The organism is Aquificaceae bacterium, assembly GCA_037722135.1.
Classification (GTDB): domain Bacteria; phylum Aquificota; class Aquificia; order Aquificales; family Aquificaceae; genus Pampinifervens; species Pampinifervens sericum.
This window is the reverse complement of the sequence record JBBKAW010000103.1, coordinates 17,745-20,765: the sequence shown is the minus strand read 5'-3', so window position 1 is coordinate 20,765 and position 3,021 is coordinate 17,745. Positions and strand designations below refer to the sequence as shown.

The 3,021-nt window shown below is 44.7% G+C and carries 3 protein-coding genes; all 3 read left to right on the top strand.

Features of this window, described 5'->3' with window-relative positions; all coding sequences use genetic code 11:
- The first annotated feature begins 84 nt into the window (after positions 1-84).
- From WKI49_07350 to WKI49_07340, 3 genes are read left to right on the top strand one after another with little or no spacing between them, the layout of a single operon-like run.
- Positions 85-621 carry an NADH-quinone oxidoreductase subunit B family protein gene (locus WKI49_07350; protein MEJ7622302.1) on the top strand — a complete coding sequence of 179 codons (537 nt, stop codon included), beginning with the start codon at positions 85-87 and terminating at the stop codon, positions 619-621.
- A gap of 9 nt (positions 622-630) precedes the next feature.
- Complete coding sequence (nuoD, locus tag WKI49_07345) at positions 631-2,388, top strand: NADH dehydrogenase (quinone) subunit D (protein MEJ7622301.1); 1,758 nt, start codon at positions 631-633, stop codon at positions 2,386-2,388.
- Complete coding sequence (locus WKI49_07340; GenBank protein ID MEJ7622300.1) at positions 2,385-2,927, top strand: Uma2 family endonuclease; 543 nt, start codon at positions 2,385-2,387, stop codon at positions 2,925-2,927. Before nuoD ends, WKI49_07340 begins: the two co-directional genes overlap by 4 nt.
- Positions 2,928-3,021 lie beyond the last annotated feature (94 nt).

Genomic DNA, 3,021 nt, shown 5'->3' with positions numbered 1-3,021 from the left:
CACAGTGCTTGTGGCAGTCTTTAATAGAGACGCTTTGGGCTTAATTTTAGAGATAATAAGACTTTTAAAGTAAGGAGGTTTGAGATGGCTATGCTTAATTCTAACGGCTTTGTTTTGACAACGGTGGATGAGCTACTAAGCTGGGCCAGACGCAACGCCTTGTGGCCGCTTACCATAGGACTTGCCTGTTGTGCTATAGAGATGATGCACGCTGCGGCTTCAAGGTTTGACCTTGATAGGCTTGGTGTTATATTTAGAGCCTCTCCAAGGCAGGCAGACCTTCTTATAGTGGCTGGCACTGTGGTTAACAAGGTGGCACCCATGCTAAAGCTCCTTTGGGAACAGATGCCAGACCCTAAGTGGTGTATATCCATGGGAGGTTGTGCGTCCGCAGGTGGTCCTTTTCCCACTTACTCAACATTACAAGGTGTAGATAGAATAATACCAGTGGATGTTTACATACCCGGTTGCCCACCACACCCTCAAGGATTACTCTATGGTATACTTCAACTTCAGAAGAAGATAAAAGAAAAAGGCGTCAAGAAATACGACAAAGCTTTTGAAGAGTTTAAAAAGGATATGGAGCGTCAAGGTTTTATCTCAAGAGAAATAACTGTATGAGGGTAAAAGATGCCTTGGATGAACAGAGCGGTAGCGGAAAGAGTGAAGTTTGAGTTTAAGGATGTGGAGATAGAGTTTACAAAACATACGACAAACTTGCATATAAAACAGGAAAGGCTTATAGACCTACTTAAACATCTAAGGGAAAAGGAAGGTTACAAACTCTTTATAGACCATACGTGCATAGACTTTCCTGATAAAAAAGAAAGGTTTCAAGGCATTTACATACTCTATAACCCAGATACCAATGAAAGGGTAATAGTTAAGACTTGGGCAAAAGATGGAAAACTACCTTCCTTGGAAAAACTCTGGCCCTGTGCCAAATGGGCAGAGAGAGAAGCATACGATATGTTCGGCGTGGTTTATGAGGGGCACGAAAACCTAAGAAGAATGTTTATGTGGGAAGGCTATCCATACTTCCCTCTTAGAAAAGATTTTCCTCTACAGGGTATTCCAGAAGTGGAGCTCCCCTCTTTAACTGAGCTATACGCAGGGAGGACAGAGCCACCAAGCCATGACTATGAGCTTATGCATACAAGGGTGGCAACTCTTGAAGACCTTGAGAGAACAGAAAAGTCAAGACTTCAAAAAAAGGCACAGCTTGTGCTAAACTGGGGACCACTGCACCCTGGAACCCACGGCACTATATGGTTTTTGTTTGACTTGGATGGTGAGAGAGTAGTCCAGTCGGACATCATTCTTGGACAGCTCCACAGAGGAATGGAAAAGATAGCAGAGAACTTATACTACTTCCAATTCCTGCCTTACACAGACCGTATGGACTATATTTCTGCTATCTGCAATGAGCTTTCTTATGTGACCGCTGTGGAAAAACTGCTGGGTGTGGAAGTGCCAGAAAAGGCTCGCTACATAAGGACTATGTTCGCAGAACTTCAAAGGATAAACTCTCACCTGCTGTGGCTCGGCACTGGTGCTCTTGACCTTGGAGCGTTGACTGTTTTCCTATACGCTTTCAGAGAAAGGGAAAAGATAATGGATATTATAGAAGGAAACGCTGGCTACAGGCTAACCTCTGCCTTCTTGAGAATAGGTGGAGTCCATTATGACCTTGCGGAAGGCACTTTGGAGGTGGTAAAAGCCTTTATAAAAGACTTTCCCAACAGACTTAAGGAGTATCACAACCTGCTTACAAGAAATCGCATATGGTTAAGAAGGACAAAGGACATTGGTGTTATAAGTAGGGAAGATGTATTTAATTACGGTCTTACTGGTCCTGTAGCCAGAGGTTCTGGAGTGCCCTACGATATAAGGAAACTTGAACCCTATGCTGCTTATGATGAGGTGGAATTTGATATTCCTGTAGGTGAGGTGGGGGATGTCTACGACAGGTATTTGGTGCGTATGGAGGAAATGGTGCAAAGCCTAAGAATAATAGAGCAGTGCGTGGCAAAGCTGGAGAAACTTCCCAAGTCCGCACCTTATGTAAACAAGGAGCATCCAGCGGTAATGGCACCTAAGGAGTATGTCTTTATGGACCTTGAGGACATGGTAAAGAACTTCCGTATAGTGGTGCACGGAGAATCCGCACCACCAGGAGAGGTGTACTCCAGTGGAGAAAACCCGAGGGGAGAACTTGGCTTTTACATATACTCCACAGGAGGCTCAAAGCCTTACAGACTAAGGATTAGGTCGGGAGCTCTCTATAACCTTTCCATATTCCCAAAGCTCATACAGGATGGGACAATTGCAGATGCCATAGCCCTATTGGGAAGCCTTGACCCAGTGGTGGGAGAAACAGACAGATGACTACCAAAGACCTACTTACCTACAAAGACCTAAAGGATTTGCCAAAGGAAGGCAGATACGAAGTGGTAGAAGGGAGGTTATTGGGAATGTCTCCAGCAGGGGGTTGGCACTCAAGGGCGGTAGCAAAGATAACAGAAAGGTTAATAAGGTCTCTTGAAGACACTAAGAAGGGCTATGTGCTTGCAGGGGAGCTTGGACTTCTCATAAAGAAAGAGCCGTTGACCTTGAGGGCTTCCGATATAGCCTTCTATTCAAAGGAAAAGCTAAGCCACATTCCAAAGGGCTTTTTACACGAACCGCCGGACCTTGTGGTAGAGGTGATAGCAGAAGAGACTTCAATGGAATACTTTGAGGAAAAGTTGAGAGACTATATGAACTTTGGAGTAGGCAGGATGGTTTTTGTAGACCTCATTAAAAGGCTTGTCTTGGTGGTGGACGAAGAAAGAAGGATTAGCGTCCACTCCTTTGAGGAAGAAGTGGAAGTTTACAAGGGAGTTAAGATAAACTTTGCAAGAACCGTAGAGGAGGCGGGCTTGTGAAGGTTTTGGAGGTAATAACATACGCTGATGTGGAATACCTGCCAAAGGAAGGCAGATACGAAGTGGTAGAAGGGAGGTTATTGGGAATGTCTCC